Source organism: Acidobacteriota bacterium (genome assembly GCA_028875575.1).
Classification (GTDB): Bacteria; Acidobacteriota; Terriglobia; order Versatilivoradales; family Versatilivoraceae; genus Versatilivorator.
On the sequence record JAPPDF010000070.1, the window covers coordinates 1 to 19,245 of the forward strand.

The following is a 19,245-nucleotide window of genomic DNA, read 5'->3' on the forward strand; positions in this document are numbered from 1 at the left end:
ATCTCCGATGGAGGTTCCACCGGGGAACGGTCGGTAGGAGAGGACCGTTGCGGTTCAGCCAAAAAGGCACCGTTGGGCTCAATCGTCCCGGAACCTCCATCGGCCCTACGGGTTCGGGCGGAACGGCACCGTCTTCGTCGTCGCTCCTCCTCGCAATGAATAGCATTGGCTCGTCGTCGCTCCTAGAATCCGGCGCCGTTGCGCTCCGAAAGATGGCAACCCTATTTCTGTTACAGAACACTAGCGCCGGAACCCTCGTCCCAAGACTCGACCCGACATGTCCCTGCGCAAGGCAATCTTCTGGGTTCATCTGATGGTCGGCGTCACCGCCGCCGTCGTGATCCTCATGCTGGCGGTGACCGGCGTGATCCTCACCTACGAGTCGCAGTTGAACCGGTGGGCGATCCGCGACTATCGAGCCGATCCGCCGGGCCCGGGCGTCGCACCGCTCGGGCTCGACGAGTTGATTTCACGGGTCAGCGGCGGGCAGTCTGCCGATGTGGTTACTTCCGTGGCTTTGCCCAGGGACCCGTTAGAACCGGCGGTCGTCGAGATCGACGGCGGAGCCACCCTCTTCGTAAACCGCTTCACCGGCGAGCGGCTGGGCGACGGCAATACCCGAACGAGGCGCTTCCTCCGGAGCGTCATGTACTGGCACCGGTGGTTCGCCCTGGAGGGGGAATATCGGATCATGGGTCGGACGGTGGTTGCAGTCGCCAACCTCGGGTTCCTGTTCCTGCTCGTCAGCGGGGTCTATCTCTGGTGGCCGTCGATCCGAAGCCGCGCCGCTTGGAGACACGCGCTGTGGTTCCGCCGCCGCCTCAAGGGGCGGACGCGCGATTTCAACTGGCATAACGTGATCGGCTTCTGGTCAGCCATTCCGCTCGCCGTCATCGTTTTCAGCGGGGCCACCATCTCGTATCAGTGGGCCGCCGACCTCGTCCATCGGCTGGCGGGCGACACGCCACCGTTTCAGCGATCGCCACGGCCGTGGCAGTCAGACGCGCGGGACAACCTGTCCGTCGCTCTGGAACCGGCAGCCGCGTTGGTCGAGTTGCAGGCGTTGGCCACCAAGGCCGGTATCGAGACGCCCGGATGGCGAACTCTCACCATTGATCTTCCCGAGTCGATTCACGACCCCGTCGTGGTTGCGGCCGACCGCGGAAACGGCCGCCAGCCGTCGAAGAGCGAGGATCTACTTTTCGACCGGGCAACCGGCGAGCTGGTCGAGCGTTCCGGGTATCCGACCTTCACGCCCGGCTTCAAGATCCGGCGATGGTTGCGTTTTGCCCACACCGGAGAGGTGTACGGTGTTGTCGGCCAGTCGATCGCCGGCGGCGTGTCCCTGGGCGTCGCCGTCATGGTCTGGACCGGGCTCGCGATGAGTTGGCGTCGGTTCTTCGGCTACCGCCGCCGAACGTAACCGGCGCCGGCCCGATGTTCTACGCGGATGCCGGATGCGCGGTCACGAAGATCGGGTTATTCTGGAGAATGGCCCTTGTTGCCGATGGGCCATGAAGGTTCGTTGTTTCACGCTCGCATGAGCCACCCGGCACGGCGGTGGCGGGACTTGTCGGGAAGGAGAGTCGTCGGTCCGTGAACGGTTGCTCCCCGGCGTTACAGGGCCAGTCGTCTGAGGCGCAGGGCGTTGGCGATGACCGACAGGGAGCTGAAGGTCATGGCGGCGGCGGCGATCATGGGGCTCAGCAACAGGCCGAAGAGCGGGTAGAGTAGGCCGGCGGCAACCGGAATGCCCAACAGGTTGTAGACAAAGGCCAGAAACAGGTTCTGCCGGATATTGCGCATGGTCCGACGACTCAGTCCGAAGGCGCGAACCAGGCCTCCCAGGTCCCCTGCCACCAGGGTGATCCCGGCGCTCTCGATGGCTACGTCGGTGCCGCCCCCCATGGCGATACCCACCTGCGCCTGGGCCAGCGCCGGGGCGTCATTGATACCGTCGCCGGCCATGGCCACCCGCTTGCCTTCGTCTTGCAGCCGTTTGACGATCGCTCCTTTCTCCCGTGGATCCACTTCGGCCACGACCTGGTCGATCCCCAACTCGTAGGCCACTTTTTCGGCGGACTTTCGGTGGTCCCCGGTGACCATCAGGAGACGCAACCCTGCACGCTGTAGCTGGTACAGGGCCTCCTTGGCAGAGCGTTTGACGGGGTCTTCCACCCCCAGCCATCCGGCCAATCGGCCATCGGCGGCTACCAGCACCACGGCCTGGCCCGACTCCCTCAGGTTGTCCCTGCGGTGATGCGGTGCTCCCGTTTCGATCCCAAGTTCCTCCAGCATCCTGGCATTGCCCACTACCAGGGACCGTCCTCGGACCTGCCCCTTAATCCCCCTCCCGGGAACGGCCTGGAATTCCTGGACGGGGTCCAGATCGAGGTCGCGGCTCCCGGCCGCTTCCAGGATGGCTCCCGCCAGGGGGTGTTCGCTGGCCTGCTCCAGGCTGGCCACCGCCGATAACAACTCCTCTTCGCTCCAGCCGGGCAGGGCCGCCAAGGTCTGCAGCCGGGGTTTGCCTTCGGTAAGAGTTCCCGTCTTGTCCAGCACCAGGGTGTCGACGCCGTCCAGGGCTTCCAGGGCCGCGGCATTCTTGACCAGCACGCCGGAGCTGGCTCCTCGTCCGGTTGCCACCATGATCGACATGGGTGTGGCCAGGCCGAGGGCACAGGGGCAGGCGATAATCAACACGGCCACGGCATTGATCAGGCCGTAAGCCATCGCGGGCTGAGGCCCCAGCAGGCTCCAGACCACGAAGGTCAACAGGGCAACCAGGAGGACCGCGGGGACGAAGCGGGCGGAGACCGCGTCGGCGAAACGCTGAATGGGAGCGCGTGTCCTCTGGGCTTCGGCCACCATCTGAACGATCCGGGCCAGCAGGGTGTCCTGTCCCACCCGGGTGGCGCGCATGACGAAACTGCCGGTCTGGTTCATGGTGCCGCCGGCCACCTGGTTGGCGGGAAGCTTCTGGACCGGAAGGGGCTCGCCGGTGAGCATGGATTCATCCACCGAGCTGGCGCCCTCCAGGACCACTCCGTCAACCGGGATGCGCTCCCCGGGTCGAACCCGCAGCCGGGCATCCACGGCGATGCGGTCGAGCGTGACCTCCTCCTCGGTCCCATCCTCGCGCAGCCGGCGCGCGGTTTCGGGGGCCAGACTCAGGAGCGAGCGGATGGCGCTGCCGGTCCGTTGCCGGGCCCGAAGCTCCAACACCTGCCCCAGCAAGACCAGGGTGGTGATGACGGCTGCCGCTTCGAAGTAGACGGGAACGACTCCGTCCGGACCCCTGAAGGCGTCCGGGAACAGGGACGGGGCCAGGGTGGCCGCCAGGCTGTAGAGGTAGCTGGTCGCCGTGCCCAACCCGATCAGGGTAAACATGTTGGGGCTGAGGTGCACCAGGGAGGCCCACCCTCGCTGCAGCAGCGGCCATCCCCCCCAGAGGACCACGGGCGCTGCCAGCAGGCATTGAATCCAGGACGAGACCCCGGCCGGCCAGCGCGGCGGCAGCAAGCTGCCCACGACCATCTCCGACATGGCCAGCAGGAAGATGGGGAGCGTGAGAATCAGGCTGATCCTGAAACGGCCTTTCATGTCGGACAGCTCCGGATTATCGGGTTCCTCCAGGCTTACCGCTCGGGGCTCCAGGGCCATGCCGCACAGGGGACAGGCTCCGGGTCGATCGGTCAGGACCTCGGGGTGCATGGGGCAGGTGTAGCTCGCCGACTGTCGTTTGTCCTCCGATTCCGATGTTCCGCTCCCGGAGGTCGGGACCGCAGGGGGCTCCCGGCTGCCGAGGTAACGATCGGGATCGGCCTCGAATTCAGTCCGGCAGTGTGTGCGGCAAAAGTAGTAGGTCTGACCGCGGTAGGCATAGGAATCGGCGGCGGTTTCGGGGTTGACCCACATGCCGCACACCGGGTCCCGCACGCTGTCGGGCTGGGGACGTGAAGGGCTATGGCCGGTTGGATCGCCCTGGTCCGGCAGAATATTGAATTTGGAAGGATCCATGGCCTGTCACGCGTGCTGGCTTCCGGGGAGGGGTGGGTTGGGACCGGTTCTCCATCGGGTGCGACTTGGTGAAAAATGCTGTCTAACCACAAAAAGCACAAAATTCACAAGTTGTGGTTTGTGTTTTTTGTGGCCATTCCCGACACACGTCCCGCTGCCGAATTCTGCAAAAGGCTCACAAATATTCCGTTCGCTATTCTACACGCCGGCTCGGTTTTGCCGCTTTCCCGAAACCGCTCCACGTTGGTGGGGGCCGAGGGTCTCGTGGTTGAATCGTTTGAAATTATGCTATCGTTCCGTCGAGTTGGCTGATCCTGAGAGCTGCCGGGTCGATCAAGGAGTCCCTGGTGCACAGGCGGGTTGCCTCCCACCCTCATCGGCGCTTCTGGAAAACGGCGGTTGCCCTGGTCGGCCTGCTGCTGTTGGGTGCGGCAGGGTTCTGGCTGCTGGAGGACATGGGGGTATTGGATGCCCTCTACATGGCCGTGATCACCTTGAGCACGGTCGGCTTCGGGGAAGTCCGGCCCCTGTCGGCGGGTGGCAAGCTCTTCACCATGGTGCTCATTCTGGGTGCCGGCTGGCTGGCCATGTACCTGCTGAGCGGCATGGCCGATTTTCTGCTCTCCGGCGAAGGCCGTGCCTACCTGCGAAAACGACGCTTGCTCCGAATGCTGGACAAACTCTCCGATCACGTCATCGTCTGCGGCTACGGGCGGGTGGGCCGCCATGTGGCTCAGGAACTGGCCACTCAAGGCCTCCCCTTCGTGGTGATCGATCCTTCGGCCGAGAAAATCAGCCAGGTCGACCAATCCGGTTTCCTGGCGCTCCGGGGAGACGGGGCCAATGAAGCTCTTCTGGCTCAAGCCGGAATCGAGCGGGCCCGCGGTCTGCTGGTGGCCGCCGATTCCGACGCCCAGAACGTGTTCATCGTGCTCAGTGCACGTAGCGTCAGGTCGGACCTCCTGATCGTGGCTCGGGCCATCGACGAGCAGTCGGAAAGCAAGTTGGTGAAAGCCGGCGCCAATCGGGTGATCTTGCCCTATCAATTCAGCGGCCGCAGGATGGTCACCATGCTGATCCGGCCCGAAGTGGCAAACTTCCTGGATGAAGTGGCCTACGGGGGAGGTCTCCAGCTCTACATGGAGCAATTCCAGCTCGCCCCGGACTCGCCCCTGGTGGGCCAGACGCTGGAGCAGTGCCGCTGGCGCGCCCGCTTCGGCGTCACCGTTCTGGCCTGCAAGCTGGCCGATGGCGGTATCAACGCCAGTCCCGCCGCCGACACCCAATTGACCGCCGGTCTCAGGATGATTGTTCTTGGAACCCGGGAACAGCTCCAAAACCTGCCTGAACTCGCCCAGGGAAAACTCAAGGCTTTTTAGCTATCCGGAATACCGGCTCTTGATTCGAGGGATCAGGTACTCGCTGAAGGCAGCCGCCTTGTCGTAGCGGGGCGCCCAGCCCCAGTCGGTGCGGGCTGCCGAATCGTCCACTTCAGCCGGCCAGGAATCCACGATGGCCTGACGCTTTCCATCGGGCTTGAAGTCGACCTCTGCCCGAGGCCACTCCATGAGGATGCGCCGGTGTATTTCCTCCGCGGTCATGCTGAAGCTGCTGACGTTGTACTCGGTCTGACGGAGCGTCTCCCGCGGTGCCTTTTGGAGTTGCAGCAGGGCGTTGATGGCGTCCGGCATGACAATGAAAGGGAGGCGCGTTTCGGGGACTACGAAACAGCCGTACCTCTGGCCGCTGGCGGCGGCATGGATCATTTCCGGAGCATAGTCGGTAGTGCCGCCGCTGGGCAGGGTGGCAGCGCTGATGAGCCCGGGGAAGCGGATGCAGCGGAAGTCGATGCCGTGGCCCGATGAATCGGCCGCCAGTTGCCGGTAGTGGTTGGCGTAATAGCGCCCCAGATGCTCGCAGTAGAGCTTGTTGCACCCATACATGGTGGTGGGGAAATTCCACTCCGTTTCCCGGACCGTGCCGGTGCGTTGCTTGACCGTCCGGCCGGGGAGTCCGTAGGCGGCGATGGAGCTGGGAAACATGAATTTCACCGGGTGGCCGTGCCAGTGAGACTGCTCGACGGCCATCTGGAGCAGCCTCAGCGTGCCGCCTGCGTTGACCCGGTGGGCGGCATCGGGGGTGAACTCGGCCCGCGTGGACAGCAGGGCCGCCAGATGATAGACGGTGTGGATTTCGTATTCGCTCTGCATCCGCTCCAGCAGCCTCTCGTCCAGAATGTCTCCATTGACGCAGGCCTTGCAGTGGCTTCCGATTTCGCTGTCGATCGGCCGGATATCCAGGGCCACCAGGTCCTCGACACCCTCCTCGGCCAACCGGTCGATGAGCCCATGCCCCATTTCTCCGCTGGCTCCGGTGATCAGGGTGGCGGTCTGTCTCATGGGTTCACGCTCCCGTTCCTGTCCTTGCCGTCGCTGGCAGAGGGTCAAGAACCTTCAGCGACCTCGCCGGACTCGACTATTTTATGGTAGCGGTTGATCCCGAGTCCGGAAATCCTCTGGACTTTCCCGCTGGGCCAACGGATCTCGAGGCTGCACTCTTCCTTCACAGGTTTCCCCAGTCCAAAGACCACGCGTTTGTCATGGGAGGCCAGGAAACTGGCCCCACCGGTCACCCACTTGGTGAAACGCTTGTCACCCGACTTCAAGGACAGCTTGCTGCCGATAGCGTCCCGGTTGCTGAGGCTTCCCTGAAGCTCGAATCCGATCCAGGCCCCCTCCTGTCCGGTGTTGTTCCGCAACAGCACCGGCCTCTCGTTCAGCCGGACAAAGACCACATCCATGTCCCCGTCATTGTCGTAGTCCCCCGTCGCCATCCCCCTGGCGGAGTGCCTGGTCCGGAAAACCGGTCCCGCTTGGGAAGCCATGTTGCGGAATTTCAGGTCCCCGACGTTGGCCAGCAGCAGGGGAAGCTGGCGGTAACGGATGTCCCCGCGGGAGAGCTCGATGGTCTCGCTCACGTGGCCGTTGACGATGACCAGGTCCAGGTCGCTGTCATTGTCGTAGTCGATGAAGCGCGCGCCCCAGCCCACGAACGGCCGAGTGAAGCCGGCCAACCCGGAGGGCCGGGTCCACTCGCGGTAGAGCAGTTGCGAGGTGCTTAAGTAGAGGGCGTGATACTCGTCATGAAAGTTGGTCACTATGAAATCGGGGCGGCCGTCTCCATTGAGATCGGCGGCGTCCACTCCCATGCCGGCCCGTGCTTCGCCGTTGACGCTGTAGGCGATTTCCGCGTCGAACCCGCGGTCTTCGAAGGAACCGTTCCTGCGGTTCAGAAGCAGCAGGTCGGGCGAGGCGTCCCCGGCCACGAACAGGTCATCCCAGCCGTCGTCGTCGATGTCCACGCTGACGACTCCGAAGGCCCGTCCCACATGCCGGGACACTCCCGACGAACGGCTCACGTCCATGAAGGCGCCGGAGCCGTTGTTGCGATAGAGCCTGGGGCGCCGTGGAGGGTAGGCTCGCTGCGAGCAGTATTCGGGCTTGCCCGCAAAGTTGCAGGGACGGGGGTGGGCAAAGGACAACTCGGCATAGTTGCAAACGAAGAGGTCCAGGTGCCGGTCGCGGTCGAAATCGAACCAGACTGCGCTGGCACCCCATTCTCCGGCATTTTCCAGACCTGCCCCTTGGGTGACTTCGCGGAAGGTGCCGTCGCCCTGATTGCGAAACAGGGCGCTGGAGGGAAAGCCGGTGACATACAGGTCCTGAAAGCCGTCATTGTCGTAGTCGGCGCCGGCCGCTCCCATTCCGTAGAAGGGCACCTCGGCCACCCCGGCGCGCTCGGCGACGTCCTCGAACTTGCCGTTGCCGAGGTTGCGGTAGAGGGCATTCCGGACAGGTGATCGACTCTTGCCTTTCGGGGTTTCCCCGCCGTTGACGAAAAAGATGTCCAGCCAGCCATCATTGTCGTAGTCCAGAAGGGCGACACCGCCGCTGGAGGCTTCAATGAGAAAGCGATCCTGAGACTGGCCGTTGAAATGTGTCCAGGTGATGCCGGCCTGAAGGGAAACGTCGCTGAAGATTTCCGAGGACGATTGCTCGGCGGGTTCAGCCCGAAGGCCCCAATAGGGGGCCAAGAGGAGGACTGCGGCGAATAGTGCCAGCAAAAGAGGCATGGAGAAAGGAGGGATCCTACCGAGCGACCCGTTATTCTGAATTCTTTTCTGAAGTTTCCACCCACTCCTCGATTACAGCGCATAATTCGGCAAGAACACTTTGTTCGTTCATTCCGTGCACACCGCCAAACATGAGTTCCGGGCACCGACCTATATAGCAGCGGTCCTCCTCGGACCACTCCACGATCTTTCGATATTGACCTGATTTCTTCATACGGACACCTCCGCCATGGCTGCCTTCACAGCCTCAGAATGAGGGCTCTTGCTCCCGAGTCCGTCAAGGACCAGGTGACACCGAACCCCATTGCCGTCTGAAACTCAATGGCCACAAAAGGTACAAAAACACAAAGAGAACCATCCGATCGGCAAGACTCGAAATCCAGACACTCGTTTTGTGACTATTGTGCTTATTGGGGCGAATGCCGGAGCCTGCTGCACATCACCCCTGCCGCCTCAATTTCAAGCCCGATTCCCAATTTTGAAAAACGCTCCCTCAATAGTCCATTCGAGATGCCATTGGTCTGATTGAGGTGTTGCATCCGGCTATGTGGACTGCCATTGCCCAAATACACCCAACCTTGAAGCTCACTGAGAAGGCGTTCCCCGGGCTTCCTCGGCAGCCTTGAGCTGACGATATTTCCCGGCCTGCTCGCGGGCTTGCTCCCGGCGTCCCAGTCTCCGGTAGGCTCGGATCAGGCCGTAGCGCAGCTTGCTCTGGCGGGGTGCCAGTTGCACGGCCGATTCGAAATGCCGGGCCGCTTCTTCCGGATTTCCCTGCGCCAGAGCCATCTGACCCAGTTGATAGCGGGGCTCGACCAGGGAGGCATCCAGGTCGAGGGCCTTCCTGAGCAGATCGGCCGAACGGGTTCGGGCCGCTTCATCCCCCGAGTCTCCCGCCTTGGCCAACAGGAGTCCAAATTCCTGGTAGAAGGAGGCATTCAGAGGAAACTGCCGGATGCCACGTTCGAAGGTATCCGCGGCTTCGCGGGTATTGCCTGCCAGTCTCTGGGACACGCCCAAACCCAGATGGGCCTTGGCGGAATCGGGATCCAGTTCCAGGGCCCGGGCATAGGATTGAATGGCCTCCCGGGTATAGTCCAGCTTGGCCTGCACGAAACCCCTGGTTTCAAAGAGGGGTGCGGAAGCCGGAAGCTGCTCGACGCCACGGTCCAGAGCCTGGAGAGCCAGATGCCATCGTAGCCGGGGGCCTCGGCTGGCATCGAGCCAATATTCCGAATGTCTCTCATCGGCAAGAAGCTGGACCAGGTCCAGGTAGCTGGACTCCTCGGTCGGATTCCGGCTTATGGCTTTCTGAAAGGCTGCCCGGGCCTCCTCCACCTTTTCCTCTCCCTGATAGCAGTGGCCGAGAAGGTTTTGGATCTTGCCGTTTCCCTGCCCAACGGAGAGGGCCTTGAGCAGGGTCTGCCGGCATTCGGCGAATCGGCCGGTGCGGAATTGCACCAGGCCGAGATGGTAGCCGACGGTGACGGGTTCGGGATGACTCGACACGATGGCGGCGAAGAGTTTTTCGGCGGTTTGGTAGTCTCCCGCATCCCCGGCAATCCGGCCATAGAGCAACCGGGTTTGAGGGCCCACGGATGTCTTTTGGGAAATCTCAGCCAGGACCTGGCGTGCCTTGTCCCCATTTCCCTGTTTGTAGTAGTGGCTGAGGACTGCTGCAAGGGCTTGGGGATCCTGAAGCGGCAGTTCATCGGATGACCGGGACAACTCCGGTCCCGCGCTAGGCTCTTCCCTGGACTCCTCGGCCGCCTTCATCCGGCGAAAGGTCTTCAAGTGGGACCGCGCCTCCTCGCCCCTGCCGAGGCGGCGATAGGCCCGCGCCAGCAGATAGTGAACCCTGCTCTGATCGGGGTTCAACCTGGCGGCGGTTTCCAGATGAGGGAGCGCCTCGCCGGCTCGATCCCTCTCCAGGGCCAGCCGACCGAGCTGGTAGTGAGCCACGGGAAGAGAGGCATCCAGCTCGACAGCTTTCTGCAGCAGGGCAATAGCCCGTTTCCGGGCGCCGTCGTCCCCGGTATCTCCGGTCTTGAGGTGCATCAGGCCATATTCCTGGTAGTGGGCTCCGTGGGCGGGGAATTGCCGGATACCCTTTTCGAAGGTGGCGGCGGCATCCTTTCGGCTTCCCGCGGTTCGCTGGGCTATGGCCAGCCCCAGGTTGGCCTTGGCCGAGTCCGGATTGATTTCGAGAGCCCGGCGGTAGGATCGGACGGCATCCTCACTGTAGAGCATGGCCGTTTCGGCCAGTCCCTTCATTCGATAGAGACGGTCGGAGCGGGGGATGCGGGCCACTCCCTTTTCGGCAATTCGGATCAGGACCCGCCAAATCTGATGCTCGGCCAGCAACTGCACGGCGTCCAGATAGTGGGACTCCTCGGCCGGCTCCAGATTCATGGCTTGCTCGAAGGAGGCAACGGCGCTCTGTAGCCGGTTCCGGGCTGCGTGGCAGTGGCCCAGCAGGTTATAAATCGGTCCGGAGCGCCGGCCCTTGTCGATGGCCTCCAGGAGAGTTTGGCGGCTGCGGTCGATCCTGTCGGAACGAAACTGCATGAGGGCAATCTGGTAGCTCAGAGCCGCGGCGTCGGGGTAGGTGGATCGGATGGACAGGAAGAGCTCCTCGGCGGTGGCGAAGTCTTCGGCATTGGCGGCTGTGGTGGCGCAGGCATAGACATCGCCGGGGGGCAACAAGCGGTTGAGAGCCATCGATTCCAAGGTGGCCCGGGCCTGATCCTTTTTGCCCAGGGCGTATTGGGCCCTGGCCAGAGCGGCCACCGCTTCGCCCTGGCCGCGCACCCGATCCGGCACCGATTCCAGCAGCCCCACCGCACGGGCATATTCTCCGGAATTCACCAGAATCATTCCCAGCAGGAACCGGGTGAGCTCGTCGTCGGGAACCCTGGCCAGCACCTGCTCCAGATTGGCCTCGGCTTCCGCAAACAGGCGCCGGGACCACTGGGTCAGCGCCAGATTGCGGCGAATGGCCACATTGTCGGGCGCCAGTTTCAGGGCCCGGCCGTAGTAACTGGCGGCTTCCTCCATCCTGTTCTGCATTCCCAGAACCTGGCCCAGCCTGGCCAGATAAGCGGGATTGTGGGGAACCAGGTCCACCGCCCGTCGCAGCTCGGTCTCGGCATTCCGAATGTCGCCGTCCCGAATGAGCCGTAGGGCGTTAGCCAAGTGCAATTCGGCTTGAGCATCCGCGGGAGATGAGTTGGCCGGCAGGGTGGCTGATGCGAGGATCAGTGTGAGGGCGAGGGAAACCGCCGCGCCGCGCCAACGCCGCCTGGCGGTCCCAAACCTGTCGGTTTTGCTCGGACCGATCACCGGGTCAAACCTGGATTTGAATTGGAGTCGCAGCCACAAATCCCAGTATAAAAATCGGGCTGATCCGGTGTCAAACCCGGTATGGACACCTGCTTGAAACAAAATCGAAAAGAGTTATCCACGAGGGATCGCAAAGATTCACGAAGAGCCCACTGAGGCGTTGAGGTGATCCGCGACGGGAACGGTGCCATACGACGGGGCACGGCTGATCGAATGGTCATTCAGGGCAAAAAAAAGGCAGCCGGCCGGAGCCGGCTGCCGCTTGCCGCAGGCAAGGATCAGAGGCCGATGCGCAGGCGAATCTGAATGTTGCGGGCGCCACCCAGGCGAAACTGGCCGAAGGCAGGGCTGGTGATATTGGTGGAGCTGGGGCCTCCGCGGTTGGGGTGGTTCAGGATATTGCGCATGTAGGCCTCCAACTGGAAGTAGGGCCCGGTTTCTCCGTAGCCCAGATACCAGCGTTTGAAGGCATTGAGGTTGAATCCCCATGTATAGAACCCTCGCATCATGCCCCGCGGCGCCGTTCCGAAGCGACCGTTGGGCGGAACGGCGAAGCAGCCGGCGTTCCACTTGAATTCGGTCTCCCCGCCGACGTTGGGGTTGCAGCCGGGCAGCAGATCGGGACGGCCGCCGGACCTGCCGACGTTGGCCGTGTCCGCACCTGAGAAGCCCGGCGTGAAGCGGGTTCCGTTGCGATCTCGCCATTCCGGAGCGAGGGTCCACCCGCCGATGATATTCTGCATGACCCGGTTCATGTTGGAGCCGTACTTCTGGTTCTTGCCGAAGGGCAGCGGATAGACGGCCACGATCCGGGCCTCGTAGGGAGTGAACCCGTTCTGGTGACCCTTCTCATTGGCGCGGTCGTAAGGATCCTCGATAAACAGTCCCACCGTGGAGCCGAACAGGCCGCCCTGGATGTCGTTCAGCGTGTTGAGCCGGGCAATCCAGCCTCTCAGGTAGAGTCCGCTGGAGAATTGACGGGTCACCTCGAACTCGAACCCGTGGTGGCTGGAATTGCCGCCCAGGTCCAGCAGACCTACCGTGCTGAATCCGGGGCCGAAGGGAAACTTGTCGGGACGATCGGCAAAGGGAATGGTGCCGGGCGCCGGCCGCTGCAGGTCTCGAATGACCGGCCAGTTGGTGCCCTTGGTGCCCACGTAGGACGTCCGCATGGCGAAACCGTGGCCCAGTTCCTGCTCGATGGTCAGGTTCCACTGCTGGTCGTAGGGCCAATTGTTCTTGCGCAGATCGGGGTCCATACCGTAGACCAACTGTCGCCCCAGGGTGCCCGTCAGTTGCGGGAACCCTCTCAGGGTTGTGAGTTCCGGCACTCCGCCCACGATCTGGTTGGGGCCGAACTCCTCCACCAACTGGTAAGGACCGCGGACCCGAGCCGCCAGCAATCCGGCCCGATCGATGCCGAACCCTCCCACGGGGAAGCCGGCGGCCTGCGCCGCATGGGTGGCGTAGGGAACGGAGTAGATGCCATAGCCGGTACGGATCACCGTTCCTTCCCGGGGACGGAAAGCGATTCCGATCCGTGGATCCACCAACACCGCCTTGAAGTTGATCAGCTTGTCGGGATAGCCGGCCTCACGGGCAGTGACCACCGGAACCGGATAACCCGGCACCACCTGGCGCAAGGCTTTATCACTGGGCACCACCACCTGTCGGTTGGCCATATCGAAGTTGTACCAGCGGTCATCCTTTTCATAGGGAGTGCCGTAGTGCTGGAAGCGGACTCCCAGGTTGAGGGTCAGGTCCGGTCGGACCTTCCAGTCGTCCTGAATGAAGAAACCGAACTCCCAGTCCCGGGCCTCGGCTCGGGGAGTGATGGCCTCGATCTTGGTGGCGAAAGGCAAGCCCAGCAAGAGATCGCCGAAGTCGTAGCCAGTGAAATTTCCGGTAAAATCCCAGCGGCCGAACTCGTTGGTGTTGCGATCTCCCTCCTTATGGGGGAACTGGTGACGCAGCTCGATGCCGGTCTTGATCAGGTGGCTGCCCTTTTGGATGGAGATGGTGTCTCGTATCTGCCACACCGCGGCTTCGGTAAAGTCGATCAGCGGTGAAGTGCCCAGTCCGCCCATCAGGTTGGCGGGACCCACGTTGAAGGATGCCGAGGAGGCGCCGGTTTGCCGCCCCAGGGTCCGAACCACGAAGCGGGGATTGCCGGAGCCGTTGGGCAGCAGCTTTTCGCGGCCGCCCAGGTCGGATATGCCCAGCAGATCCAGATACTGACGCCCCGGAAAGTCACCGCTTCGCCAGACGCTGCGTTGACGGTTCCAGCCGAAGCTGAACTCGTTGATCACCTGGGGATTGAAGGTGTGGGCATTCTGCAGGGCGAAGGCCCGCCGGTTGTCGTCTCCAAACAGACCCTTGCCGTTGAGGAAGGGACTTCCCCCTCCTTCATCGAACACCCAGCGCTCCCACCAGATGGTTGCGGTAACCCGATTGTTGTCGGTGATCTGGTGGTCGAAGCGCATATGGGTGGTGTCGCGCTCATTGGCGTTGTAGTCGATGAAGTCGAAATTGTCGTAGAGTCGATCTCTATGGGCCAAGGGCAGAATCCCACGAGAGGGATCCAGCAGGTTGGCGGCCACCGGACTCCACCGTTCCCTGGGGATGATGTCGTTGGGGAAGGGCTGGCCGGTGAAGGGATCCATGATGTTGAAGCCCGGGTTCCCTTGTGTCGTCCGCTGGAAGTGGGCGAATTCGGACAGGTCGCCCTGGCGCATTTTCGTCGTCGGCAGGATCCAGTTCTGACTCTGGAAGTAGTTGACGTTGCTGGAGGGTTGGTAGTTCCAGTGAAAGAAGGTCTTGTTCCTGCCGTCATACACGCGGGGAATGTACACCGGTCCGCTCACCTCGTAGGAGATGCGCCGGTTGGGACGCGAGGGTGGCCGCGGCCTGCCGTTCTGACTCGGTTGCAGCGCATTGAGTCGGGGATGGTTGAGGTGATAAAAGATCTCCCCGTGAAATTTGTTGGTGCCTCCCCGGCCGATGGCCATCACCGTGGTTGAGGTGCGGTACTCGGCGGCAGCATTGAAGGTGGTCTGAATCAGTTCCTGGGTAGTCTCGGTATAGTCCCGACCCGAGCCGCCGTAGGCGTTGGTGGCCAGACCCATGTGCTCGGTGTTGGTGTTGTTGGCATAGCTGCCGTGCACCTGGCTGCGGGGCTCATTGCCGGGATTGAGGCCAATGGTGTAGATCAGGGCGGCATTGGTGTTGAAACCCACCATTTCCGTCATGGCCGTGGTCTGCTTGATGGTGGGCGTGTCGGTGTCGATGACGTAGCCCTCTTCCTCGACGGTGATGGTGTCTGCCACCTCACCCACTTCCAGGGTGACGTTGATGCGGCGGGCCTGTCCGGCGTAGACCACCAGGCCGGAGTTGACGAATTTCTTGAAGCCCGACAGTTCGACTTCCAGGGTGTAGGACCCCGGCGCCAGTCCTCTCAGCTCGAAGTCGCCCACCTCGTTGGTCACGGTGCTGTTGCCCAGTCCCGTGCTCTCCGAGGTCGCGGTCACATCGGCGCTGACCACTATGGCCCCGGTGGGATCGGTCACTTTCCCCCGAAACCCGCCATGCTCCTGGGCGGTGGCCAGGGGCGCCACCAGAAAGAAAGCGACCAGACCGGTCAGCAGGGTCGACACGGCTGTCGGTATTGAACGACTGATCCGACCAGTTCCCCTCAGCGCGATCCCTTCAGTTCGCGAAACCATCATCCCTCCTCGAGCAGCCGGCCTGCGCTGCGGCATAGATGGACCGCCACGGGCTTCAGGACCCTTCGGGGCCGGAAGTCGACAGCAGCTAAACTGTGGTATTGATAATTGGGCTCAGTATAGACACACACTTTTGCGATGTAAACAACAAAAACATCGGGGATTCTCGTGTTGTGATCCGGCGCCGACTCTGGAGCACGGAGGGGTGGCGAAGGGGTTCAGCTTGACTTTGCAGAAGCGGGGCGGGGCGGGGCGAGTCAGGATTCCTTCTTCAGGCTCATGATGGCATCGATGAGATTGAGGGGCAGGGGAAAGACCAGGGTGTTGTTCTTCTCGACACCGATTTCAGTCAGGGTCTGGAGGTAGCGAAGTTGAAGAGCCACCGGCTGACGGGACACCACCTGGGCCGCGTCGGCCAGCTTGGCGGCGGCCTGAAACTCGCCGTCGGCGTGAATGATCTTGGCGCGCTTTTCCCGCTCCGCCTCGGCCTGCTTGGCCATGGCCCGCTGCATCTCCTGCGGCAGGTCCACCGCCTTGACTTCCACCAGGGAGACCTTGATTCCCCAGGCGTCGGTCTGTTTGTCCAGGATCGCCTGCAACTTCATGTTGAGGGTCTCCCGTTGGCTGAGCAGGTCGTCCAGCACTACCTCCCCCAGAACGGAACGCAGGGTGGTCTGGGAGAGTTGGGAGGTGGCGTAGAGATAGTTCTCGACCTCGACCACCGACCTGATGGCGTTGAGCACTCGGAAGTAGACCACGGCATTGACCTTCACCGAGACATTGTCGCTGGTAATGATGTCCTGGGTGGGTACGTCCAGAGCCACGGTTCGCAGGGATACCCGAACCATGCGATCGATGGGCCAGAAGACGAAGATCAGGCCGGGCCCCTTGGGTTTCGGCAGCAGGCGCCCCAGTCTGAAGATGACGCCTCGTTCATACTCCCTCAGGACATTGATCGAGTTGATCAACCACAGGACAACCACCAGAATGAAGAAAACGGTGACGGGATTGACGCCCCACATGAGTCCCCCTCGGGTTCAAAACCATGATTGGCTCCAGTGTATATCAATCGATCTCGAAAGGCGAAGGGATTGCAGGCGAGGACTTCCGGCCGGGCCGGGGCTGAATCTCTCCAGGCCAGGGACGGAGGAGGGATTCGCGCGGGCCCTCGGCAGGGCCAGCCGGGATGCCGGCCAGACCGACGGGGAGCGGTAGATCCGTGCGAGGAAAATTCTTTGTGTCCCCATACTTTGCAAACCGTGGAAGAGGGTTTGCATCCCTATGATCGAATGGCCGATTCATGAAAGGAGGAGTCTCCATGACTGAAACAAATTCAAGCGTGTTCGACATGGCTATGGAGCAGTTCGAGGCGGCGGCCGATCTCCTGCAACTGGACGACGACGTCAGGAACAAGATCAAGTACCCGGAACGCTGCCTGATCGTCTCCGTGCCCATCCGGCTGGACGATGGCCGCATCCAGCGTTTCGAGGGCTATCGGGTGCAGCACAGCACGGCCAGAGGGCCTGCCAAGGGAGGCCTTCGCTATCATCCCAGGGTGAACCTGGACGAGGTGAAGGCGCTGGCGACCTGGATGACCTGGAAATCGGCGATCGTGGGCATCCCCTTCGGCGGCGGCAAGGGCGGGGTCTGCTGCAACCCCAAGAACATGAGTAGTGGAGAGCTGGAACGGCTGACCCGAAGGTTCACCAACGAGATCCTTCCCTTTATCGGTCCCGAAAAGGATATCCCGGCGCCGGATGCCTACACCAATCCCCAAGTGATGGCCTGGATCATGGACACCTACAGCATGAACAAGGGCTACTGCGTTCCGGGCGTGGTCACCGGAAAACCCCTGGAGTTGGGAGGATCCATGGGTCGCATCGAGGCTACCGGCCGCGGCGTGTTCTTCACCATCGGGTGCGCCGCGGAGCACCTCGGGTTGAAGCTGGACGCGCTCAAGGTGTGCGTTCAGGGGTTTGGAAACGCCGGTTCGGTGGTCGCCCGTCTTCTGGACGAAGCCGGGGCCAAGGTGATTGCGGTCAGCGATTCTCAGGGGTGTGTCTACAACTCGAACGGACTGCCGCCCGGCAAGCTCATCGACTACAAGAATCGGACCGGAAGTGTTTCGGGTTTCCCGGAATCGGAGCCGATGCCGGCCGAGGATTTGCTCCATTGTCCCTGTGACGTTCTGATTCCGGCGGCGCTGGAAGACGCCATCACCGAGGACAACGCCGCCGGGATCCGGGCTCGGATCGTGGCCGAGGCAGCCAACGGCCCCACCACCCCGGCCGCCGACAGGATCCTGCAGGCCAAGGAGGTGTTCCTGATTCCGGACATCCTGTGTAACGCCGGAGGAGTCACGGTCTCCTATCTGGAGTGGGTGCAATCCATTCAACACCTCTTCTGGGAGGAGGCTGACGTCTTCAAGAGGCTGCAAACCATCATGAGGCACAGCTTCAAGTCGGTTCTGGACCTCTCCGTCGACAAGAGAGTCCCCATGCGGACGGCAGCCAGCATGGTCGGTATCGAGCGAGTGGCCAGGGCGACCCGGCTGAGGGGCCTCTATCCCTGATTTGACCCTCGGAAGTTTTCGGTCAATAGTGGGGCATGCCGGTGAGCCCGACTGGCTGGGGCTCCGCATCCTGTCTTCGAAAGGATGGTTTCCAAAATGTCCCGGGACGACTCTCGGCCCCTGCCGGCCGGCAAGCTGCCCAACGAGCTGCTGGATCGATTTCTTGGAGCACTGGATTGTCGGGATCCATCCGTGCTGGTAGGTCCGCGGGTGGGGGAGGACGTGGCCGCCGTCAGCTTGGCCGGAGAAGACACGCTGGTGCTCAAGTCCGATCCCATCACCTTTGCCACCGACGCCGTCGGCTACTATGCCATGGTGGTCAACGCCAACGACCTGGTCACCTGCGGCGCCAGGCCTCGCTGGATGCTGGCCACTCTGCTGTTCCCGCCGGGGACGTCACCGGGCCGAGTCCGCCAGGTCATGGTCGAACTGCAGCAGGCGGCCTCCCGGTTCGGGGTGAGCCTGTGCGGCGGCCATACCGAGATTACCGACGCGGTCACCCGACCCGTGGTCGTGGGACAGTTGGCCGGTACGGTTTCACGGTCTCGGTTCATCGACAAGCGCAAGATGCGTGCCGGGGACCAAATCCTTTTTACCAAGGGTGTAGCAGTGGAGGGGACAGCCCTGATTGCCCGTGAGTTCGCGCCAAGGCTGTTGGAGCTGGGGCTGGGACGGGAAGAGGTCGAGCAGTGTCGTCGATTTCTGACCGAACCGGGAATAAGCATCCTGCCGGAGGCCGAGATAGCGGCCGGATGCAAAGAGGTTCGGGCGCTGCACGATGTCACCGAAGGCGGTGTGGCGACGGCCCTCGAGGAACTGGCCGCCGCAGGCGGACATCGCATTCGTGTCTATCCGGATCGCATTCCGGTTTTCGGTTCGACGACTCGGATCTGCAAGCTCCTGGATCTCAATCCTCTGGGGTTGATCGGCTCGGGAAGCCTGCTGATTGCCTGTGGTCCGGAGGCCTGCCGGAGTCTCTCCGATTCCCTGGATGAGGCCGGAATCCCGGTAGCATGCATCGGCCAGGTCCTGGAGGAGGGAAGCGGCGTCGAGGCCCTGGAGAGGGAAGGCGGTGGACCGGCCCCTTGGCCGGCCTTCGAGAACGACGAGATCGCCCGGTTGTTCACCAGGTAAGACTCACCCCGCCCTGCCGTGCGGATCATACGAGAGTGAAACAAGGGCCTCTTACGAATCTCGGAGACTGACGCTCCCCACCGGCTCGAAGGCGGGCTGAAGCTCCTATGTGGCGATCTCGCCGGTTCCGTCCCCCCCACCGGTTCGACTGCGGGCTTCGCTTTCGGGGCGCCGCGTTGGCCCCCCTCCGGCTCGGCTGCATGCTGCGGCCTGGTCGAAGGGACGCCGCGTTTGCCTCGCCGACTCCCCCTCAAGGGGGGAGTGATTGAGGCCAGCACAAGGCTTCCAGTAGAACTCTATCACTCCCCCCTTGAGGGGGAGTC

Annotated in this window: 10 protein-coding genes; 4 read left to right on the forward strand and 6 right to left on the reverse strand. The window is 62.6% G+C overall.

The window, feature by feature from the left end; genetic code table 11:
- Positions 1-277 precede the first annotated feature (277 nt).
- Positions 278-1,423: a PepSY-associated TM helix domain-containing protein gene (locus OXI69_10435; GenBank protein MDE2666560.1), complete on the forward strand. Its 1,146-nt coding sequence runs from the start codon at positions 278-280 to the stop codon at positions 1,421-1,423.
- A gap of 194 nt (positions 1,424-1,617) precedes the next feature.
- On the opposite strand, the gene OXI69_10440 is transcribed toward OXI69_10435, so the two are convergent.
- A complete protein-coding gene (locus OXI69_10440) occupies positions 1,618-4,020 on the reverse strand; it encodes a heavy metal translocating P-type ATPase (protein ID MDE2666561.1) in 2,403 nt (800 codons plus the stop codon).
- 347 nt (positions 4,021-4,367) lie between these two features.
- On the opposite strand from OXI69_10440, the gene OXI69_10445 reads away from it, so the two are divergent.
- A complete protein-coding gene (locus OXI69_10445; protein MDE2666562.1) occupies positions 4,368-5,399 on the forward strand; it encodes a potassium channel protein in 1,032 nt (343 codons plus the stop codon).
- Here OXI69_10445 and OXI69_10450 read toward each other — a convergent pair whose 3' ends face one another.
- The 5 genes from OXI69_10450 to OXI69_10470 all read right to left on the reverse strand — a co-directional run bounded on the left by OXI69_10450 (position 5,400) and on the right by OXI69_10470 (position 16,238).
- Complete coding sequence (locus OXI69_10450) at positions 5,400-6,419, reverse strand: NAD-dependent epimerase/dehydratase family protein (GenBank protein MDE2666563.1); 1,020 nt, start codon at positions 6,417-6,419, stop codon at positions 5,400-5,402.
- A 44-nt stretch (positions 6,420-6,463) separates the two neighbouring features.
- Entirely contained in the window at positions 6,464-8,113 is a 1,650-nt protein-coding gene (locus OXI69_10455) for a CRTAC1 family protein (protein ID MDE2666564.1), read from the reverse strand.
- A gap of 624 nt (positions 8,114-8,737) precedes the next feature.
- A complete protein-coding gene (locus OXI69_10460) occupies positions 8,738-11,347 on the reverse strand; it encodes a tetratricopeptide repeat protein (protein ID MDE2666565.1) in 2,610 nt (869 codons plus the stop codon).
- 425 nt (positions 11,348-11,772) lie between these two features.
- Entirely contained in the window at positions 11,773-15,216 is a 3,444-nt protein-coding gene (locus tag OXI69_10465) for a TonB-dependent receptor (GenBank protein MDE2666566.1), read from the reverse strand.
- Between the two features lie 257 nt (positions 15,217-15,473).
- Complete coding sequence (locus OXI69_10470; protein MDE2666567.1) at positions 15,474-16,238, reverse strand: slipin family protein; 765 nt, start codon at positions 16,236-16,238, stop codon at positions 15,474-15,476.
- A gap of 296 nt (positions 16,239-16,534) precedes the next feature.
- On the opposite strand from OXI69_10470, the gene OXI69_10475 reads away from it, so the two are divergent.
- Both OXI69_10475 and OXI69_10480 read left to right on the forward strand, forming a co-directional pair.
- The gene (locus OXI69_10475) at positions 16,535-17,788 is read left to right on the forward strand and encodes a Glu/Leu/Phe/Val dehydrogenase (GenBank protein MDE2666568.1); all 1,254 of its coding nucleotides are present in this window, start codon (positions 16,535-16,537) and stop codon (positions 17,786-17,788) included.
- Between the two features lie 96 nt (positions 17,789-17,884).
- Positions 17,885-18,922 carry an AIR synthase related protein gene (locus OXI69_10480; protein ID MDE2666569.1) on the forward strand — a complete coding sequence of 346 codons (1,038 nt, stop codon included), beginning with the start codon at positions 17,885-17,887 and terminating at the stop codon, positions 18,920-18,922.
- Positions 18,923-19,245: the final 323 nt, after the last annotated feature.